The sequence below is a fragment of the Acinetobacter pullicarnis genome, from assembly GCF_006352475.1.
GTDB classification, from domain to species: domain Bacteria; phylum Pseudomonadota; class Gammaproteobacteria; order Pseudomonadales; family Moraxellaceae; genus Acinetobacter; species Acinetobacter pullicarnis.
Genome location: NZ_VCMZ01000001.1, coordinates 2448506 through 2470829, shown reverse-complemented (window position 1 = coordinate 2470829; position 22324 = coordinate 2448506). Strand labels below are relative to the sequence as shown.

At 41.2% G+C, this 22324-nt stretch carries 8 protein-coding genes, 3 pseudogenes and 1 other annotated feature; of the genes and pseudogenes, 9 read left to right on the top strand and 2 right to left on the bottom strand.

What is annotated here, in order from left to right:
- Positions 1–104: 104 nt before the first annotated feature.
- The 5 genes from FD716_RS10865 (at position 105) to FD716_RS10845 (ending at position 13423) form a co-directional block, all read left to right on the top strand.
- On the top strand, positions 105–380 hold the full coding sequence (locus FD716_RS10865) for an ESPR domain-containing protein (protein WP_139852356.1): 276 nt from the start codon (positions 105–107) through the stop codon (positions 378–380).
- Complete coding sequence (locus tag FD716_RS19515; RefSeq protein WP_171477027.1) at positions 361–8103, top strand: YadA-like family protein; 7743 nt, start codon at positions 361–363, stop codon at positions 8101–8103. Before FD716_RS10865 ends, FD716_RS19515 begins: the two co-directional genes overlap by 20 nt.
- A 66-nt stretch (positions 8104–8169) precedes the next feature.
- On the top strand, positions 8170–8991 hold the full coding sequence (gene tpgA, locus FD716_RS10855; protein WP_139852354.1) for a trimeric autotransporter adhesin/peptidogylcan-associated protein TpgA: 822 nt from the start codon (positions 8170–8172) through the stop codon (positions 8989–8991).
- Positions 8992–9514: 523 nt separating this feature from the next.
- Positions 9515–10273: a DUF6502 family protein gene (locus tag FD716_RS10850; protein WP_407641931.1), complete on the top strand. Its 759-nt coding sequence runs from the start codon at positions 9515–9517 to the stop codon at positions 10271–10273.
- A gap of 606 nt (positions 10274–10879) precedes the next feature.
- Complete coding sequence (locus FD716_RS10845) at positions 10880–13423, top strand: ESPR-type extended signal peptide-containing protein (protein WP_139852352.1); 2544 nt, start codon at positions 10880–10882, stop codon at positions 13421–13423.
- A gap of 36 nt (positions 13424–13459) precedes the next feature.
- Here the strand turns inward: FD716_RS10845 and FD716_RS10840 are convergent.
- Positions 13460–14679, bottom strand: a protein-coding gene (locus tag FD716_RS10840) for an IS3 family transposase (protein WP_125269079.1) whose coding sequence is annotated in 2 segments (ribosomal slippage) — positions 13460–14403 and positions 14403–14679 — 1221 coding nt in all. Because the reading frame shifts where the segments join, the coding sequence is not laid out codon by codon here.
- Positions 14288–14404, bottom strand: a sequence feature (AL1L pseudoknot). It overlaps the preceding gene by 117 nt.
- A 50-nt stretch (positions 14680–14729) precedes the next feature.
- Between FD716_RS10840 and FD716_RS19510 the strand changes: the two are divergent.
- The 4 genes and pseudogenes from FD716_RS19510 to tpgA (FD716_RS10805) all read left to right on the top strand — a co-directional run.
- Positions 14730–16442 (top strand): annotated as a pseudogene (locus FD716_RS19510) (hypothetical protein); the annotation flags it as partial.
- 969 nt (positions 16443–17411) lie between these two features.
- A pseudogene (locus FD716_RS19505) lies at positions 17412–19337 on the top strand (hypothetical protein); the annotation flags it as partial.
- A 162-nt stretch (positions 19338–19499) separates the two neighbouring features.
- Positions 19500–20054 (top strand): annotated as a pseudogene (locus tag FD716_RS19500) (YadA-like family protein); the annotation flags it as partial.
- A 69-nt stretch (positions 20055–20123) separates the two neighbouring features.
- Positions 20124–20930, top strand: coding sequence for a trimeric autotransporter adhesin/peptidogylcan-associated protein TpgA (gene tpgA, locus FD716_RS10805; RefSeq protein ID WP_139852351.1), 807 nt, complete (start codon positions 20124–20126; stop codon positions 20928–20930).
- A 181-nt stretch (positions 20931–21111) separates the two neighbouring features.
- Here tpgA (FD716_RS10805) and FD716_RS10800 read toward each other — a convergent pair whose 3' ends face one another.
- A complete protein-coding gene (locus tag FD716_RS10800; RefSeq protein WP_004691346.1) occupies positions 21112–22074 on the bottom strand; it encodes an IS30-like element IS18 family transposase in 963 nt (320 codons plus the stop codon).
- Between the last annotated feature and the right edge of the window lie 250 nt (positions 22075–22324).

The window sequence follows — 22324 nt, the reverse complement described above, 5'->3', positions numbered from 1 at the left end:
TTTTGCTGATGAAAAATTGAATAAAAAAAACTTTTATTACAATAATAAGTGGCGTAGTCGACATTTTTGCTGCGCGATAATAAATAATTAAATTAAGGTGGGATATGAATAAAGTCTATAGAGTCATTTGGAATGCATCACTCGGGGCATGGGTGGCGGTTTCAGAATTGGCTAAAAGTAAATCAAAATCAACTGCGAAGACGGTTGGTTCGATCGTTACAATTATTGGGATAGTGAGTTTCTCAGCAGATGCGTTTGCATATCAAGCAGGTACTGGGAGTACCGCTCTTAATTGTACAACGTCAAGTGCTGGATGGGGAACTAAAGCATTTGGAAGTATAGCTATTGGTGAGGGGGGGGGTGGCATGTGCGCCAACTAGAGATTCTATTGCAATTGGTGGTGATGCCACTACACAAGCCGTTCGACCTAATGGTGATACCTATTCGGATCTAACTAAATATAACCAAGCGATTGCGATTGGTTTCGACAGTCAAGCGTCAGGTGATCAAGCGATTGGTTTAGGAGCAAATACGCGAGCGACTGGGCATTCATCTATTGCGATTGGAGGAGATGATATCGATCGCGTTATTGATCAAGATGGTAAAAAATATACTACGTTAACAGGTGATACATTAATAGAAAGTGATTATAAAGAAACGCAATCGAGTGGTGGTGCTTCTATTGCACTAGGAATACAAAACGTTGCGAGCGGTGCATTTTCGACGGCAATAGGTACAACGTCTTTAGCAAGCGGTATCGCTTCTATAGCCTTAGGAACCAAGGCTGTAGCATCGGATGAAGGCGCTTTAGCAATTGGTGCTGTATCTCAAGCAACTAAATCAGGTGCTGTAGCACTGGGGATTAATACGCTTGCTGGTGGTATTAACTCTACAGCAATCGGTTCGGGGAATAAGCCTGGTCAAGGTGCAACAACGATAGGTGATAATGCGACTGCAATTGGTAGTGGATCATCAGCGAATAAAAACGGTACTGCAATTGGTACTGGTGCAAAAGCAACAATTGATGGTGGCGTAGCAATAGGTACAAGTTCAGTCTCAGTCATTGATGCTAAAGTAGCTGGATATGATGCAATTACTGGGACGAGTTCAACTAAGACAGACTCAACTTGGAAATCGACACGTGCTGCCGTTTCTGTTGGCGATGTCAAAAACAATGTAACTCGTCAAATTACAGGTGTTGCAGCAGGCACTGCTGATACAGATGTTGTCAACGTTGCGCAATTGACCACTGTAAAATTATATACAGATAAAGTGGCTGATAGTACGGCTAAAGCTTTAGGTGGAGGTTCTGTACTTGATAAAACTACAGGTAGCATTACTGCGCCAACATATAATGTAGGTGGTACAACTGTAAATGATGTCGGGGCTGCCATTACGAATTTAGATGGTCGAACAATAACCAATACGACTAATATCACGAGCCTACAAAACCAAACTTGGAAAATCCAAGCCAATGACGATACGGCATCTGCTGTAAAAGCGAGTGACACAGTTGAGTTTTTGAATGGTCAAAATATTGACATTCAACGCACAGGCAATAAATTAACGGTTGGCACCAGTAATGATGTGAATTTTAATTCGGTTAAAACTGGCAATACAACGATCAATACTGATGGTTTAACCATTAATAATGGTCCAAGCATTACAACAGCAGGCATCAATGCGGGTGGTAAAAAAGTCACCAATGTTGCAGCAGGCGAGCTCTCAGCTACATCTAAAGATGCAGTGAATGGTAGTCAGCTACATGCAACCAATGAAAACGTTACTGACGTAACCAATATTGCAAATGAAGCTTTAACTGAAGCAGGTAAACATGCCACTGTTGTTGCAGGTGAAAATGTTGACGTTACAGAAGGCGTTAATGCAGCTGGTGGTAAAGAGTACACGGTTCAAACTAAGAAAGACGTTAGCTTCGATACAGTGCAAGTTGGCGATATTCTCGTTGATGGTTCAAGCAATAAAATCAGTGGTTTAGCTGCAGGTACTGTCTCTTCGACTTCAACTGACGCGATCAATGGTAGCCAGTTGGACAGCACGACTGATTCAGTGAGCAACATTTTAGGTGGCGGTGTCACCAACAATGCAGGTAGCGTCACTGGTCCATTTAATGTATCTGGTCATGACTACAACACGGTTGCTGAAGCAATTGGCGATCAAGCAGCGAAGTCAAAAACCACGGTATCTGAAGGCGACAACATTGTTGTTACTAAGTCTGAAAATGCAGATGGTTCAGACAACTACCTCGTTGAAACTGCGAAAGACGTTAGCTTCGATACAGTGCAAGTTGGCGATATTCTCGTTGATGGTTCAAGCAATAAAATCAGTGGTTTAGCTGCAGGTACTGTCTCTTCGACTTCAACTGACGCGATCAATGGTAGTCAGTTGGACAGCACGACTGATTCAGTGAGCAACATTTTAGGTGGCGGTGTCACCAACAATGCAGGTAGCGTCACTGGTCCATTTAATGTGTCTGGTCATGACTACAACACGGTTGCTGAAGCAATTGGCGATCAAGCAGCGAAGTCAAAAACCACGGTATCTCAAGGCGACAACATTGTTGTTACTAAGTCTGAAAATGCAGATGGTTCAGACAACTACCTCGTTGAAACTGCGAAAGACGTTAGCTTCGATACAGTGCAAGTTGGCGATATCCTCGTTGATGGTTCAAGCAATAAAATCAGTGGTTTAGCTGCAGGTACTGTCTCTTCGGCTTCAACTGACGCGATCAATGGTAGCCAGTTGGACAGCACGACTGATTCAGTGAGCAACATTTTAGGTGGCGGTGTCACCAACAATGCCGGTAGCGTCACTGGTCCATTTAATGTATCTGGTCATGACTACAACACGGTTGCTGAAGCAATTGGCGATCAAGCAGCGAAGTCAAAAACCACGGTATCTCAAGGCGACAACATTGTTGTTACTAAGTCTGAAAATGCAGATGGTTCAGACAACTACCTCGTTGAAACTGCGAAAGACGTTAGCTTCGATACAGTGCAAGTTGGCGATATCCTCGTTGATGGTTCAAGCAATAAAATCAGTGGTTTAGCTGCAGGTACTGTCTCTTCGGCTTCAACTGACGCGATCAATGGTAGCCAGTTGGACAGCACGACTGATTCAGTGAGCAACATTTTAGGTGGCGGTGTCACCAACAATGCCGGTAGCGTCACTGGTCCATTTAATGTATCTGGTCATGACTACAACACGGTTGCTGAAGCAATTGGCGATCAAGCAGCGAAGTCAAAAACCACGGTATCTGAAGGCGACAACATTGTTGTTACTAAGTCTGAGAATGCAGATGGTTCAGACAACTACCTCGTTGAAACTGCGAAAGACGTTAGCTTCGATACAGTGCAAGTTGGCGATATCCTCGTTGATGGTTCAAGCAATAAAATCAGTGGTTTAGCTGCAGGTACTGTCTCTTCGACTTCAACTGACGCGATCAATGGTAGCCAGTTGGACAGCACGACTGATTCAGTGAGCAACATTTTAGGTGGCGGTGTCACCAACAATGCCGGTAGCGTCACTGGTCCATTTAATGTATCTGGTCATGACTACAACACGGTTGCTGAAGCAATTGGCGATCAAGCAGCGAAGTCAAAAACCACGGTATCTCAAGGCGACAACATTGTTGTTACTAAGTCTGAAAATGCAGATGGTTCAGACAACTACCTCGTTGAAACTGCGAAAGACGTTAGCTTCGATACAGTGCAAGTTGGCGATATCCTCGTTGATGGTTCAAACAATAAAATCAGTGGTTTAGCTGCAGGTACTGTCTCTTCGACTTCAACTGACGCGATCAATGGTAGCCAGTTGGACAGCACGACTGATTCAGTGAGCAACATTTTAGGTGGCGGTGTCACCAACAATGCCGGTAGCGTCACTGGTCCATTTAATGTATCTGGTCATGACTACAACACGGTTGCTGAAGCAATTGGCGATCAAGCAGCGAAGTCAAAAACCACGGTATCTGAAGGCGACAACATTGTTGTTACTAAGTCTGAGAATGCAGATGGTTCAGACAACTACCTCGTTGAAACTGCGAAAGACGTTAGCTTCGATACAGTGCAAGTTGGCGATATCCTCGTTGATGGTTCAAGCAATAAAATCAGTGGTTTAGCTGCAGGTACTGTCTCTTCGACTTCAACTGACGCGATCAATGGTAGCCAGTTGGACAGCACGACTGATTCAGTGAGCAACATTTTAGGTGGCGGTGTCACCAACAATGCCGGTAGCGTCACTGGTCCATTTAATGTATCTGGTCATGACTACAACACGGTTGCTGAAGCAATTGGCGATCAAGCAGCGAAGTCAAAAACCACGGTATCTCAAGGCGACAATATTGTTGTTACTAAGTCTGAAAATGCAGATGGTTCAGACAACTACCTCGTTGAAACTGCGAAAGACGTTAGCTTCGATACAGTGCAAGTTGGCGATATCCTCGTTGATGGTTCAAACAATAAAATCAGTGGTTTAGCTGCAGGTACTGTCTCTTCGACTTCAACTGACGCGATCAATGGTAGCCAGTTGGACAGCACGACTGATTCAGTGAGCAACATTTTAGGTGGCGGTGTCACCAACAATGCCGGTAGCGTCACTGGTCCATTTAATGTGTCTGGTCATGACTACAACACGGTTGCTGAAGCAATTGGCGATCAAGCAGCGAAGTCAAAAACCACGGTATCTCAAGGCGACAACATTGTTGTTACCAAGTCTGAGAATGCAGATGGTTCAGACAACTACCTCGTTGAAACTGCGAAAGATGTTAGCTTGAACAGTGTGACCACCAACAATTTAACAGTGTTGAATGAAACCAAATTAGGTGACAGCTTCACGGTGAATAATACGGGTGCGCATTATGATGGTGACATCACAGAAGGCACGCATGTTACCAATAAAGAATATGTGGATAACAGTGTTACTGAGCTAGGCAACAAACCACTTACTTTCGCTGCAAATGAGGGCAGTGTTGATAAGAAACTGGGTGAGACAGTCACGATCAAAGGTGCTGGTGTTAAAGCTGACGATCAATACTCAGCTGAAAATATCAAAACCACGATTGATGCCGACGGCAACTTAATTGTTGCACTCGACAAAGACTTTAAAACAGAGACTGTGACAACCAATGAAATTACCCTTGCTGGTAAGGATGGTCTAAATGGTACAGACGGTATTTCGTTAACGGCGAAAGATGGTGCGCCAGGTTTAAATGGTGCTGACGGTACGACCTCAACGCGTATTGTTTATGAAAAAGCAGATGGTACGACTGAAGAAGTTGCAACGTTAAATGACGGTCTGCAATTTATTGGTAACGATGGCCAAATCATCAACAAAAAACTCAACGAGAAATTGGGTGTTGTTGGCGGTATGACAGACCTGACTGCAGAAGCAGCAAGTTCTGAAAACATCCGTACTGTACAAAATGCGAAAGGCGAGCTTGAAATCCAATTGTCGAAAGACTTGACTGGCTTGAATAGTGTTAATACCACTAACTTGACTGTTACGGGTGAGACGAAGTTGGGTGATAACTTCACGGTGAATAATACGGGTGCGCATTATGATGGTGACATCACAGAAGGCACGCATGTTACCAATAAAGAATATGTGGATAACAGTGTTACTGAGCTAGGCAACAAACCACTTACTTTCGCTGCAAATGAGGGCAGTGTCGATAAGAAACTGGGTGAGACAGTCACGATCAAAGGTGCTGGTGTTAAAGCTGACGATCAATACTCAGCTGAAAATATCAAAACCACGATTGATGCCGACGGCAACTTAATTGTTGCACTCGACAAAGACTTTAAAACAGAGACTGTGACAACCAATGAAATTACCCTTGCTGGTAAGGATGGTCTAAATGGTACAGACGGTATTTCGTTAACAGCGAAAGATGGTGCGCCAGGTTTAAATGGTGCTGACGGTACGACCTCAACGCGTATTGTTTATGAAAAAGCAGATGGTACGACTGAAGAAGTTGCAACGTTAAATGACGGTCTGCAATTTGTTGGTAACGATGGCCAAATCATCAACAAAAAACTCAACGAGAAATTGGGTGTTGTTGGCGGTATGACAGACCTGACTGCAGAAGCAGCAAGTTCTGAAAACATCCGTACTGTACAAAATGCGAAAGGCGAGCTTGAAATCCAATTGTCGAAAGACTTGACTGGCTTGAACAGCGTGACTACCAACAATTTAACAGTGTTGAATGAAACCAAATTAGGTGACAACTTCACGGTGAATAATGCGGGTGCACATTATGATGGTCCAATCACTGCGGGTGATCATATTGTTAACAAGTCTTATGTTGATGGTGCGGTTACTGGTGTTACAAACAATCCATTAACTTTTGCAGCGAATACTGGAAAAGTTGATAAGAAACTGGGTGAGACAGTCACGATCAAAGGTGCTGGTGTTAAAGCTGACGATCAATACTCAGCTGAAAATATCAAAACTACGATTGATGCCGATGGTAACTTAATTGTTGCACTCGACAAAGACTTGAAAGCTGACAGCTTGGTGTTGAATGGTAAAGATGGCAAAGACGGTATTTCGTTAACAGGTAAAGACGGTGCGCCAGGTTTAAATGGTGCTGACGGTACGACCTCAACGCGTATTGTTTATGAGAAACCAGATGGTACGACTGAAGAAGTTGCGACATTGAATGACGGTCTCAAATTCAAAGGAAACCAAGGTGACTCGATTGCGAAGAAACTGAATCAAGAGTTAGAAATTGTTGGTGGCTTGACTGCTGATGAAGCAGATGCAGCCAATAGCGATAACATTCGTACAGTGAGTAAAGACGGCAAGTTAGAAATTCAGTTGTCTAGAAACTTGATTAATCTTCAAACTGTTTCTATCGGCGATGTTTACATCAATGGTAATAACAACACCATGATTGGCTTAAGCAACCGTGATTTAAGTGCTGCTGATTTTGCAACACAAGGTCGTGCTGCGACTGAAGAGCAGTTGAAGGAAGTTATTGATCAGATCGCTGGTAACCCAACAGCACCAATAGATGTTGATGGTATGGTTAAGTATGACCGCAATTCTGATGGCTCTGTAAATAAAGATAGCGTGACGCTTGAAGGCAAGCCTGTTACTGCAAGTAAAGATGCAAATGGCAATATCAGCACTGAAGGTGGAACCAGCTTGAACAATGTAGCAAGTGCTGGTGATTACACTGATGTGAAAAATGCGGGCAATGGTGTCAATGCTGGAGATCTAAACAACGCAGTGAATGATGCAGTGAACAAGGCTGGCGACAACCTTGCAAGTATTGTTGGTGGAAACACAACTGTTAACCCTGATGGCAGTGTAACCAATAACAATATTGGTAATACTGGAAAAGACAACATCCATGATGCAATTGATGCAGTCAACAAGGCAGCAACAGATGCAAAATCTACTGTAAGTGCTGGCGATAACGTTACTGTTAAAGTGACAGATATCCCTGGTGGTGGTAAGAACTATGAAGTTGCAACCAAGCAAGACGTTAACTTTGATAGCGTGACCAGCGGTAAGGTCAATGTAGGTACTGTTACGATTGACGATCAAGGCATTCATGCTGGTGATAAAAAAATCACGGGCGTGGCTAATGGTGATGTGAGTGCGGCATCTCAGGATGCAGTGAATGGTTCTCAGCTCAATGAAACCAATCAGAACATCGCAAACTCTCTGGGTGGTGGTTCGAAATACGAGAACAACAAGTGGACAGGGCCGACTTATAACGTTGCTGGTGGTAAATACGACAACGTTGGGGATGCACTGGGCGCTATAGACACTAAAGTGGATAACTTAGGTGATCGTATGGAGCAAGTATTCCAACAAACCAACCAGAACATCAAAAATGTTGAGAAGCGTGCCAATGCAGGTATTGCAGCAGCAATGGCTTTAGAGTCAGCGCCATTTGTTGCCGGTAAATGGAGTTATGCAGCGGCTGCAGCTCACCATGGTGGTGAAAATGCAGTGGGTGTGACCTTACGTAAAACTGCCGACAATGGTCGCTGGTCATTGACTGGTGGTGTTGCAGCAGCTTCAGAAGGTGACCCAAGCTTCCGTATCGGTATCAGTGGTGTAATTGACTAATCAATTGCTGGTGAGGGAGGGCTGGTTTACAGCCTTCCTTTTAAGCTCAAAGATAGAGATTTAAACATGAAAAGTATTGTAAAGAGTTTGGTCGCTGGCTTATTCGCCATGACGGTTGTTGGTTCATATGCTGCAAATGATGCTCAAATACAAACTGTGCAGACTGCAGATGAGATAACCTTTCCAGAGGTTGATAGCAGCTATCTAAATCAAGTTAAGCGTTATGAATATGCAGATGTTGCACGTTTGGCTATAGGTTCAAATAAAGATCAGTTTCGTCATATTTTGGGCAATCCCCAATTTAGTGAAGGTCTATTCTTTGTTAAACAATGGAATTACGTTTTAGATATTCGTAAGCCCAATACGCAAGCATATAAACGTTGTCAGCTACGTATCGATTTCGATAAAAAATATGTGGCCGAGCGTTTGAACTGGAAAGGGGAAGAATGCGAAGAATTTATGATTCGTCCCGAAACGATTGTGCAGCAATTACCGCCAGTCATTCAGCAGGTGACTGTTGCAGGCCAAAACAATCTGAATGCCAATGTTCTATTTTCTTTTGATCAACATGATGCCAATGCGATTCTCAATGGTCGTAATGAAGTTGCAGATATTGCGGAAATGATTCGACGCTCCAATTCAGTTAAACCTGTTGTTGTTGCTGGATTTACAGATCGCTTGGGTAATGTCGGATATAACCAAAAATTATCAGCAAAACGTGCAAGTACCGTTGCAAACTTATTGGTTCAATATGGAATTCCAGCGGAACGCATCCAAGTTTTTGCAAATGGAAAAACAGAGGCTTATCAAGTATGCGAAGTGCAGGATACGCGTAATCATTTAATTGAATGTTTAACGCCAAATCGTCGTGTTAACGTAAGTTGGTAGATTTAAGGCTTTGTGGGCTTTTTGACGTGCTTCGTTGTAAGCCTACATATTTACTCTTGATTGATTATAAAATAGATTGAATTTAATCAGTTGTGATCGCTTTAAATGCGACTTTCTGTATAAATTTATTGTAATTTAAGTTTAGTGTTTAAATAGTAATCAAGGGATACTTTAAACAGTAAAGTATTGTGAATAAAAAGTCTCAAGTCGTTTGGTTGAGTGTATATTGCCTTGGCTAATTAGGGTAAAGACCTTGACCTTTTAATTCGGTGGTAATCAGCCTAGGTTCGCTGTATATTACAGCGAACCTAGGAAAGAAAAATAATTTTTACTCAGCGTGGATTTTGATCCCGTCATGGTCCTTTACCTAGGTAAAAAATATAATATATTTAAAAGATTAGTTCAGTCGTTAAGGAACATTTTCATGGCAAAATTTGCATCAACTGAGTTGTTTGATTCGGAGGTGAATGAGTTGGCACTTAAATCACCATCTAATGATGCAACATCAACACTCGAATCAGTTATGGGGATTATGCAGGAATTAACCAGTTGGTTGGTAAAATCTGGTGTGGGTTACACTGAATTTTCAACTGCATTAAAGCCCTTGTTTTATAATGAAGCGATTCGAGAATCAGAATATATTGATCAAAAGAAAACGGATTCATCGCTCAGTTTATTATCCGGTTTACATCGTCGCGATGTCAGCGCGTATCGACAAGAAAACAACGGTCATTACTTACTTAATAATCTAGAAGCTTACACACCCATGAGTATTGCTGCACGGGTTATTGGTGCATGGATTCGCAGTGATCTCTCTCACCAGTTACCCATCACAGGGATTGATAGTTTTGAGGCTTTGGTCAAGACAATCTCAACTGAAAAGCATCCGCGCTCGGTATTATTAGAGTTAAAACGATTGGGCATGGTTGTTGAGGAAGAAGAGCATGTTGTATTGCAATCAACTTGTTTAAAGCCAAGGCCAGATTTGATTCAAAGTAAAAAAATATTTAGTGCCAATGTTGCAGATCATTTATCTGCTGGAGTCCATAATTTAATTCATAAAGATGATGCATTTTTAGAACAGGCAATTTTTGCAGAATCACTCAGTCAAAAATCGATAGACCAACTTAAGGTTTTAAGCGAGCAGCTTTGGGGAGAAATGTCGGAAAAAATACTCTCAAGTGCAATTGAATGTAGTCAAAAAGATTTTGGAAAAGAAAATGCAACTCAACGGTTTCGAGTTGGTATTTTCTGTTATGACGAAAAACTAAATAAAGCATAAATTAATATATAACAATAATATAGAATTCAACCAAAATTATTCAAATAGATAGTTTCTATGCGTGTCATCCAACTGAAAGAGATAGACAGCTCTGCTATAAATTAGCCTGAAAAAGCTTATAAAAAAGAATAAAAATAAGAGAATTGATGAAGTGTGAAATTTAGCCATTAGTGGATTATGTAGCTAAATAGCACAAATAATACTGCTTTTAGAAGAATCTTACAGGTTACTAGAAATCACGAACAATTTATCATGCATTTGGAACATCCAAACAGGCTGAATTATTGGAGGGAAGCCTTCCTATTTTTTGTCGTGTAATTTTACGAATCTTTATTAAAAAAAGAATTTCATATGGAAAAAATTCTCTAAAAATTCCGAATTTGAGTTAATTTTAAACCAATATTGTTTAATTTTTAGAAAAATTAATAAAAACTATATATTTATATTTAACAATAATGAGAAGTAGGGTCTAATCAATATTAAAAATGTTAAATATGTACATTTTTAATATGATAAATGTTCAATTTACACATTTTATACGTTAATATGCGCCCAAGTCTTTTCTCTTTTATAAAAAAAGGGAAATAAATTAAAAAAGGGTGTCTTATGAACAAGATTTATAGAGTAATTTGGAATGCTTCAATTGGGGCGTGGGTTGCTGTTTCTGAGTTAGCAAAATCAAAGTCAAAATCAACTGCTAAGACGGTTGGTTCTATTGTTGCGATTGTTGGGGTGGTGAGCTTCTCTGCAAATGCATTTGCAGGGACAGTACTTTCAGGAGCCGAGTGTGGTAGTGCTGCAGCAACTGCCACTGATAAAAATGGGGTCGCAATTGGCTGTAACGCAAAAGCGGGTGAGGACTCTAAAATAGCGGACAGAAAAAATCCATATAACACTGATTATGATAAAGGTGGACGAGTTAATGGAACTCCTTTAGGGGGATCTACTGCGGTAGGTTCTGGTGCGCTTAATGAAAAAAGCTTATCAGTGGCGATTGGGACGTATGCTCATACTAAAGACGTTGCGGGTGTTGCAATTGGTGTTGGTGCTCTTTCTGGTGGCAATACAGCATTGGCGCTTGGACGTCAATCTGCTGCAACAGCAGATTTTGCGCAAGCGATTGGTAATGTCGCTGCTGCAACTGGCAAAGGAACTTTAGCGATTGGTCACTCTGCAACGGCAACGGGTTATCGTTCGATTGCAATTGGTTCTCCTGATATTGAAAGCGCAGAAGAAGTTGCGGGTCAAGGTGGTGTTGGATACCAAACAGAAGGACAAACCAAATCAACAGGTAAAGACTCGATTGCTTTTGGTGGTGGTGCTCAAGCGACTCAAGACAATGCTTTATCAATTGGTGCATTCTCTAAGGCCAGTGGTAAGAAGTCAGTTGCGATTGGTACTAATGCAATTGCAGATAAAGATAATGCGGTTGTAATTGGTGATGGTGCTAAATCCACAGTGGTTGGTGGTGTTGCACTAGGCATGGGCAGTCAGGTTAATACTGACAATAGTGCTGCGATTGGTCTAAATGCGATTGCTACAGCTGCTAAGGGTGATGGCTACTTAAGCAACCAAAAATTATCAACTGTAAAGGGTGTCGTCTCTGTTGGTAAAGAGGGTGAATTACGTCGCCTTCAAAATTTAGCTGATGGTGCTGTAGATACTGATGGTGTTACTGTTGCGCAGTTGAAAAAGCAAAAAGAATTAACAGATAAACAAGGTAAAGATACGGCCAGCAACTTAGGTGGTGGTTCGGTATATAACGAAACAACTGGTGGCGTTTCAGCTCCAACATACAACGTGGGTGGGAAAGATTATAAAAATGTTGGTGCAGCAATAACTGCAGTTGAAACACACTATCTCAGCGTGAACGACGGTGGTGATAAAGGTGGAAACTTTAATAATGACGGAGCCAAGGGTAAAAACTCGATGGCTTTAGGGGTTGGAGCCAGTTCAACGATTGATGATGCAATTGCAATTGGTCTTGGTGCAAAAGTACAAGCTGGTTCTGATACTGTTGGATCGCCTCAGTTAACGGGTGGTATTGCGCTTGGTGCTGGTGCACTTGCAACGCAAGATGGTATTTCCATTGGTCGAAATGCACGCTCAAACTCTGGTGAAGATCGTGGTGGTATAGCGATTGGTCAAGACTCTTTTGGTTATGCTTATGGCGTTGCTATTGGACTTGGCGCAGTTGCTGATCAAAGTGGTACAAATGCAGATTACGGTTCAGTAGCTATTGGTTCAAAAGCGAAAACTGGTGGATCTGCAGATGGTGGTGTAACCATTGGTGCAAATTCTTATGTAGAAGCTGAAGGCGGTGTTGCAATTGGACAACAAGCGAAATCTAAAATTAAGTTTGCTACTGCACTTGGTGGTGGGGCAGTTGCTGATAGAGAAGGCGGCGTAGCACTTGGTTCTAATAGTGTTACAGATCGTGATAAAGGGATGGAAGGGTATGTAACTACTCAAGCCTCTGAGTCAGATCGTGATGCAATTTTAGCTACCACAGCGACTCATGCTGCTGTAAGTGTTGGTGGTACACAGACAGATGCTGATGGTAATGTTTCTACTATTACTCGTCAAATTACCAATGTCGCGGCTGGTACTACAGACAGTGATGCAGTCAACGTTGCACAATTAAAATCAGTAGAAAATGCTGCAAAAGCTGCAAATGACTTCGCAGTTAAGTACGACAAAAACGAAGATGATTCAGTAAACAAAGACAGCGTCACCTTTGCTAGTACAACTGCTACTCCTGCTACGAAAGATGCGTCAGGCAAGTTCGAAATGAACGGCGGTACGACTCTTAACAACGTTGCAAGTGCTGGTGACTATAAAAATGCTGACAATGCTTATAAAGGCGTTAACGCAGGTGACTTGAACAATGCAGTGCTTGATACAACATCAAAAGGTTTAGACTTTGTAGGAAACAGTGGTGAATTCCATCGTGACCTAGGTCAGACTGTAAGCATTAAAGGTGCTGGTGAGAAAGAAAATACTGAATATTCAGCTGCGAATATCAAAACGATTGCAGATGAAGAAGGTAACCTCGTTATCGCATTGGACAAAAACTTAACTGGTCTTGAGTCTGTAACAGTTGGCGATACTTCGATCACGACTGATGGTTTAACCATTAACAATGGTTGAACCGTACCGGGTTTGTCGGAGACTTTTTTATTTAAGTTAGGCCACCTGACCTAACGGATTAATCTTATCATAGTACATTGCTTCAAACTCAAAAGGCGATACATAACCCAGTGCACTGTGTACACGCTTTTTGTTGAACCAATCTACCCAATTTAATGTCGCAAGTTGTACATCCGCTAAACCTTGCCAATCTGCTTTTAAATATTCAATCACCTCTGTTTTGTATAAGCCATTCACCGTTTCAGCCAAAGCATTATCGTATGAATCACCTGTCGTACCGACTGATGCTCGTAAATTTGCTGCTTCTAAACGATTGGTATAGCGAATAGAAAGATATTGAACACCTCTATCGGAATGATGAATTACATTCTTTGGCATGCCTCGATCGTGCAATGCTTGCTCCAATGCATCGAGCACCATATCTGTATTCATCCGTGTAGATACTTTCCATCCAACAATTGCTCGCGAGAACACATCAATAATAAATGCAGTGTAGACCCAGCCAGAATTGGTTTGAATATACGTAAAGTCACTGACCCATAATTGGTCAGGTCGATCAGCACTAAAATTCCGTTTCACTAAATCATCTGCTCGTTTTTGATCATCTCGGCTGCGGGTAGTTTGTTTGTTCTTACCACGCCAAACACCTTGTATATCTAGCTTCTGCATCAATCGAGCAACTGTACAACGTGCAATAACATAGCCTTCACGTTTCAATTTTTGCCAGACTTTACGTACACCATATCGACCTGAACTTTCTTTCCAAATACGTTTGATTTGTTCTGCATGATGTAAATCATGCTGAGCACGTTTCGCTCGATGTTCTGGGTTATCAACGAGATCTAAAGCCCGATAATAGGTCGAAGCTGCAATCGGTAAAATTCTACAAATCGCTTCAACACCATATCGATCTTTATTGTTATGGATAAAATCCACCATTATTTGTGTGGGCGGTCGAGCTCCGCCTGGGCGAAAAAAGCGGCTGCTTTACGTAGAATTTCATTGGCACGTTTTAATTCTTTAATTTCACGTTCCATTTGCTTCATTTTTTCTTGGTCAGATATCTGTTGTACTTTGGCAGGATTTAGTTGATCCATATGCTTTAAATACCAAACACGCAATGTTTCAGGAGTACAACCAATCTTAGGTGCAATAGCTGTGATTGCTGCCCAAGTAGAAGGATAATCTTTTTCAGATTCAATTAGTAATTGAACCGCTCTTTCTCTAATTTCGGGGGTATAGTTTGGTTTTTTCATCGGAATAGTCTCTCAGAATATTGACCCTCCGACAAACCCGGTACGGTTCAGGTCCAACGTTCACCAAAACTAAAGTTGATGTTGCTGGTAATCAAATTACCAATGTTGCAGCTGGTAAAATTGAGAAAGACTCAAAAGATGCAGTAAATGGTGGTCAGATTAGCGACATCAGCACAAGCATCAAAGAAAGCATCGGTGGTAATACGACTGTAAATGAAGATGGTTCAATCACTACTTCAAACGTTGGTAATACAGGTAAAGACAATATCGATGATGCGATTAAATCGATCAAAGATAAAGCAGACCTTACTGATGACTTCGCAGTTAAGTACGACAAAAACGAAGATGATTCAGTAAACAAAGACAGCGTCACCTTTGCTGGTACAACTGCTACTCCTGCTACGAAAGATGCGTCAGGCAAGTTCGAAATGAACGGCGGTACGACTCTTAACAACGTTGCAAGTGCTGGTGACTATAAAAATGCTGACAATGCTTATAAAGGCGTTAACGCAGGTGACTTGAACAATGCAGTGCTTGATACAACATCAAAAGGTTTAGACTTTGTAGGAAACAGTGGTGAATTCCATCGTGACCTAGGTCAGACTGTAAGCATTAAAGGTGCTGGTGAGAAAGAAAATACTGAATATTCAGCTGCGAACATCAAAACGATTGCAGATGAAGAAGGTAACCTCGTTATCGCATTGGACAAAAACTTAACTGGTCTTGAGTCTGTAACAGTTGGCGATACTTCGATCACGACTGATGGTTTAACCATTAACAATGGTCCAACGTTCACCAAAACTAAAGTTGATGTTGCTGGTAATCAAATTACCAATGTTGCAGCTGGTAAAATTGAGAAAGACTCAAAAGATGCAGTAAATGGTGGTCAGATTAGCGACATCAGCACAAGCATCAAAGAAAGCATCGGTGGTAATACGACTGTAAATGAAGATGGTTCAATCACTACTTCAAACGTTGGTAATACAGGTAAAGACAATATCGATGATGCGATTAAATCGATCAAAGATAAAGCAGACCTTACTGATGACTTCGCAGTTAAGTACGACAAAAACGAAGATGATTCAGTAAACAAAGACAGCGTCACCTTTGCTGGTACAACTGCTACTCCTGCTACGAAAGATGCGTCAGGCAAGTTCGAAATGAACGGCGGTACGACTCTTAACAACGTTGCAAGTGCTGGTGACTATAAAAATGCTGACAATGCTTATAAAGGCGTTAACGCAGGTGACTTGAACAATGCAGTGCTTGATACAACATCAAAAGGTTTAGACTTTGTAGGAAACAGTGGTGAATTCCATCGTGACCTAGGTCAGACTGTAAGCATTAAAGGTGCTGGTGAGAAAGAAAATACTGAATATTCAGCTGCGAACATCAAAACGATTGCAGATGAAGAAGGTAACCTCGTTATCGCATTGGACAAAAACTTAACTGGTCTTGAGTCTGTAACAGTTGGCGATACTTCGATCACGACTGATGGTTTAACCATTAACAATGGTCCAACGTTCACCAAAACTAAAGTTGATGTTGCTGGTAATCAAATTACCAATGTTGCAGCTGGTAAAATTGAGAAAGACTCAAAAGATGCAGTAAATGGTGGTCAGATTAGCGACATCAGCACAAGCATCAAAGAAAGCATCGGTGGTAATACGACTGTAAATGAAGATGGTTCAATCACTACTTCAAACGTTGGTAATACAGGTAAAGACAATATCGATGATGCGATTAAATCGATCAAAGATAAAGCAGACCTTACTGATGACTTTGCAGTTAAGTACGACAAAAACGAAGATGGTTCAGTTAACAAAGACAGCGTCACCTTTGCTGGTACAACGTCTGGTGCTGAAAAAGATGAAAATGGTCGCATCACAACTGCTGGTGGTACAAGCCTAAACAACGTTACAAGCGCTGGCGACTATAAAGATGTTGCAAACGCAAGCAAAGGTGTTAACGCAGGTGACTTGAACAATGCAGTTCTAGATGCTGGAAACAGTGTTGCGAACATCATTGGTGGTACAACGACTGTTAATCCAGATGGCAGCATCACCAACAACAACATTGGTAATACTGGTAAAGACAACATCAATGATGCAATCACAACAGTAAATAACGCTGCTAAAGCTGCGAAAACAACTGTTATTGAAGGCGAAAACATCAAAGTTAAAGAAGATGTTGATCCAATCACTGGTGCAAGTACTTATACCGTTGCTACAGCGAAAGACGTTAACTTTAATAGTGTGAACGTTAAGGATCTTCTAGGTAATACAACTCAAATTATTGGTTCAGGCATTAAAGTTGCTGATGCGTTAGGTAATAAGAATGTTATTACTGCCAATGGTAATCTAGTTGAAGATTTTGCTGGCAATACAACTAAAGTCGCTGCTGGTAAGTTGAGTGTTTCTGATTCTACTGGAACAACTTTAGTTAACGGTAGTCAGGTATTGGTTGGTGGTGACCACTCAATTAATCTTGATGGTAATAAAGGTACAATTTCATCTCTGACAAACAAAGACTTGTCTGCAACTGATTTTGCGACCAAAGGACGTGCAGCAACTGAAGAGCAATTAAAGCTTGTTAAAGATGCGGCTGACCTTACTGATGACTTCGCAGTTAAATACGACAAAAACGACGATGGTTCAGTCAACAAAGATAGCGTCACCTTTGCTGGTACAACTGCTATTCCTGCAGTGAAAGATGCGTCAGGCAAGTTCGAAATGAACGGCGGTACGACTCTTAACAACGTTGCAAGTGCTGGTGACTATAAAGACGCTGACAATGCTTACAAAGGTGTTAACGCAGGTGACTTGAACAATGCCGTTCTAGATGCTGGAAACAGTGTTGCGAACATCATTGGTGGTGACACTAAAGTCAATACTGATGGCAGCATCACAAATGGTAACATTGGTGGTACTGGTAAAGACAACATTAGTGATGCAATTAAAGCGAACAAAGTTATTGTTAAACAAGGTGATAACATTGCGCTTGATACGGTTGTTAACGAAGAAACTGGTGAAACAACGTATACCGTTGCTACTGCGAAAGACGTTAAGTTTGACACAGTAACAGTTGGCGATACTTCGATCACGACTGATGGTTTAACCATTAACAATGGTCCAACGTTCACCAAAACTAAAGTTGATGTTGCTGGTAATCAAATTACCAATGTTGCAGCTGGTAAGATTGGTGCAGGTTCAACAGATGCAGTAAATGGTGGTCAGATTAGCGACATCAGCACAAGCATCAAAGACAGCATCGGTGGTAATACGACTGTAAATGAAGATGGTTCAATCACCACTTCAAATGTTGGTAACACAGGTAAAGACAATATCGATGACGCGATTAAAGCGATCAAAGATAAAGCTGACCTTACTGATGACTTCGCAGTTAAATACGACAAAAACGACGATGGTTCAGTCAACAAAGATAGCGTCACCTTTGCTGGTACAACTGCTATTCCTGCAGTGAAAGATGCGTCAGGCAAGTTCGAAATGAACGGCGGTACGACTCTTAACAACGTTGCAAGTGCTGGTGACTATAAAGACGCTGACAATGCTTACAAAGGTGTTAACGCAGGTGACTTGAACAATGCAGTTCTAGATGCTGGAAACAGTGTTGCGAACATCATTGGTGGTGACACTAAAGTAAATACTGATGGCAGCATCACAAATGATAACATTGGTGGTACTGGTAAAGACAATATTAGTGATGCAATTAAAGCGAACAAAGTTATTGTTAAACAAGGTGATAACATTGCGCTTGATACGGTTGTTAACGAAGAAACTGGTGAAACAACCTATACCGTTGCTACTGCTAAAGACGTTAAGTTTGACACAGTAACGGTTGGTGATATCAAGATTGACCAAAGTACAAATACCATCACTGGTCTAATCAACAAAGACTTATCAGCAGCTGATTTTGCAACTGCAGGTCGTGCAGCAACTGAAGAGCAATTGAAGCTTGTTAAAGATGCTGCTGCTGAAACTGATAACTTCGCAGTTAAATACGACAAAAACGAAGATGGTTTAGTCAACAAAGACAGCGTCACCTTTGCAGGTACAACAGCTACTCCTGCTACGAAAGATGCGTCAGGTAAGTTCGAAATGAACGGCGGTACGACTCTTAACAACGTTGCAAGTGCTGGTGACTTTACCAATGCAGACAATGCTTATAAAGGCGTGAATGCAGGTGACTTATACAATGCGATGAACGGTGTTAAGAACATCATTGGTGGTGATACGGTTATTAATGCTGATGGCAGTATTACCAATGGCAACATTGGTGGTACAGGTCAAAACAACATCAATGATGCTATTTCTTCAGTAAACAACGCTGCGAAAGCTGCGAAAACTGTTGTAGAAGCTGGTGAGAACATTGAAGTTAGTGAAACGACTGATAAAGATGGCGCAAGTATTTATACTGTTGCAACTGCGAAAGACGTTAACTTTGATAGCGTGACGATTGCTGGTAAAGATGGCAATAACATGGTCTTTAATCAAGATGGCTTAAGCTTCTTGAATGGTGGACCAAGTATTTCATTTGGTGGTATCAATGCCGGTAATACACAGATCACTAATGTTGCTGCTGGTACAAACCTTGATCATGCAGTGAATCTGGGTCAGTTGAACGGTGTTCGCAAAGACTTAGAAGATCTAATCGGTAAAATCCCTACTGGTCCTGGACCATCTGAAGGTCTGATTGATGATATTACTGGCGGCAAAAATATCACTGTTAAACCGGGAGAGAAGGACGGTAGCGTTGTTGTTGACACCAAACCAGATGTAAGCTTTGACAGTGTTAAAGTCGGTGATGTAACCATTAATAAAGATGGCATCAATGCTGGCGATAAGAAAGTAACTGATGTTGCTGATGGTGCCATTAATAGCGGATCGAAAGACGCAGTCAATGGTTCACAGTTGAATAAATCATATGAAGATATGAAGAGTTCACTTGGTGGTGGTGCTGAGTTTAAAGATGGTAAATGGACAGGTCCTACTTACAACGTTGCTGGTGGTTCGCACAACAACGTCGGTGATGCATTAGGCGCTATTGATACCAAGATTGATAACTTAGGTGATCGTATGGAGCAAGTGTTCCAAGACACCAATCAACACATCAAAAACGTAGAGAAAAAAGCCAATGCGGGTATTGCAGCGGCAATGGCACTTGAAAGTGCACCATTCGTTGCAGGTAAATATACCTATGCAGCAGGTGCGGCTTACCACGGTGGTGAGCAAGCGATCGGTGTGACTTTACGTAAAACTTCTGATAATGGTCGCTGGTCTATCACAGGCGGTGTTGCTGCAGCATCAGAAGGTGATCCAAGCTTCCGTATTGGTATCAGTGGTGTAATTGACTAAGCATTGATCTGTGTGAGTGGGGGCCGTTTGGCTCCTCGCTTCAGCAACCATTTTTTAGAGTACAAAACAATGAACAATATTGTAAAAGCATTATGTTTTAGTGTGGTTTCAGGGCTTGCAGTTGCGACCTATGCTGAATCAGTGGAAATCACTGCAACAACAGCAGAAGTTGAATTTCCTGCAATTGATAAAAGTTATCGCAAGCAAGTTAATCGCTATGAATATGCCGATGTAGCACGTTTAAGCACAGGTTTAACCAAAGATCAATTCCGTCATGTTTTGGGTAATCCCCATTTTAGTGAAGGTGTATTCTTCGTTAAAACATGGAATTATGTCTTAGATATTCGTATTCCGAATACCCAAGACTATAAACGCTGCCAATTACGTATTGACTTCGATAAAGACACTTTATCTGAGCGTTTGTCTTGGAAAGGCGAAGCGTGTGAAGATTTCATGATCCGTGCGCAAGCCGTTCCTGCACAGCAACCAAAAGTAATGCCAGAAGTAACGCCTATTGCTCAACCTTCTGCTGACATTATTTTTGATTTTGATCGCTCAGATGCTGCTGCCATTAAAAATGGTACGCAATCACTTGCCATTATTGTGGGTCAAATTAAGCAATCGAACTCAAATGGTCCGATCGTTGTTAGTGGTTTCACAGATCGTTTAGGTAATGTCGGTTATAACCAAAAACTTTCAGCTAAACGTGCATCGACTGTAGCCAATTTATTGGTTCAACAAGGTATTCCAGCTGAACGTATTGAAGTTTATGCCAATGGCAAAACGGATGCTTATCAGGTTTGTGATGCACAAGCTGCACGTACTCAACAGATTAATTGCTTATCACCAAATCGTCGTGTGAACGTCAGCTGGTAATTTAAAAATATTATTAAGTTGAGACTGAAGGGCATGCAGCTTTAAGTCGACTAGAACATCAAAAGGTTGTTTCACTTTAAGTGGGACAACCTTTTTTAATGGCTTCGATTTGAGGCGGAATAAATCCGAGAGAATAATTTATAAGTAATTTATAAATAATTTTTAAATATAAAAGGCGGATTCAAGCGGCAAGTGCAACAGTATAAAAACCAGCCATAACTTCACTCGGTGTATACCAACCTAGTGTTTTTCTAGGACGATGGTTGAGTGCAAATTCTATCTGCTCTATTTGTTCGTTTGACACGCCATCAAACGATGATGATTTTGGCAGATATTGACGGATTAAACCATTCGTATTTTCATTTCTAGCTCGCTGAATAGACTTGTAAGGATCAGCAAAATACGTCTCTATGCCAGCATCAGTAATTCTTTTGTGTTCGGAAAATTCTTTGCCATTATCAAATGTCACACTATAAGCATGGCTCATTTGTAAACGATCTAATGCACAAGTAATCGTTTGAGAGGATGCTCTTGTTGGCCCTAAATGAACAATATGTACATACAGGCTCTTTCGATCAACGAGAGTCAATAAAGCACCTTTATGATGTTTACCAATCACCGTGTCACCTTCGAAATCTCCTAAACGTTGTCGTTGATCAATGACCTGGTGTCGGCAGTGAATACTTGTTTTATCAATGATTTGACCCCTACGATCCGTGTTTTTGTAACCGCGTTTTCGATATTTCTTCTGATGCCTTAAATGTAGATGAAGTTTACCGCCTTTTGATTTATCTTGATAAATGTACTGGTAAATCCACTCATGTGAAGGTACATCCAGCCAACCGCGTTGTGTTAAAGCACCTGAAATTTGTTCGGGTGACCAGTCCAAACCAATCAAATAATCAATATAAGCGAAGGCAAATGCTGTCATTGATGATGAAGGACGGTACCGTCTTTGACTTGCAAATTTAGCTGCCTGTTGAGCTCTATATCCACGTTGCCCAGTATTTCTTTTTAATTCACGGTAGATGGTTGATCGTGAACGTCCTAATTCCCGAGCAAGGGTAGCGATTGAACTTTTACTTTTCAAAGTAGCATAAATTTCGTATCTTTCATCTTGAGAAAGTTGGGTGTATTTCTTCATTGTGTGCTTTCCAATTACGAGTTGAAAAAGTCTAATGATTCTATGAATACACCTAACTTTTTCAACTAACTACAAATGTGTTGCACTTGGGATTTGAATCTGCGAAATCAATAAATTTATAAAAATCAGTTTATTTTTTTTACCTAATAACCGGCCGCGTTCATAAAAAAAACAAATAAAAACAAGGGGTATAGATAATTTAGATGAAAGTGATTATCATTTGCATTTTATAATCATTGCTTTTACTGCT